This is a genomic window from Telluria sp. AZSoR62 (assembly GCF_058111565.1).
The window spans coordinates 1-300 of the sequence record NZ_JBYTST010000232.1 but is presented as its reverse complement, the minus strand read 5'-3'; the positions used below and the strand labels follow the sequence as shown (position 1 = coordinate 300).

Sequence of the window (300 nt, the reverse complement as noted above, 5' to 3'; positions counted from 1 at the left end):
ACACCCCTCGTTCATTCGACCGTCCGAGTGCTGCGCGTGTGGCTCGCCGAGCGAAGCGGATCGCCCAGTGACCCATTGTTCCCGACGGCCACCGGAAAGAATCTCAGCCGCGACGCCATCGAACATCGAATTGCGCATTATGTCGCGATCGCTGGCACGTCCTGCCCGTCGATCAGAACCAAACACGTGACTACCCACACCCTTCGACACACGGCCGCGATGCGGCTCCTGCTGTCTGGCGTCGACGTCACCGTCATCGCGCTCTGGCTCGGGCACGAGCAGGTTTCTACAACCAACATC

The 300-nt window shown here is 62.0% G+C and carries 1 protein-coding gene; it reads left to right on the top strand.

Translation table 11 applies throughout. From position 1 onward, the window contains the following. A partial coding sequence (locus AC3XQU_RS23630; protein ID WP_489876576.1) for a tyrosine-type recombinase/integrase occupies positions 1-300 on the top strand: 300 nt, incomplete at both ends.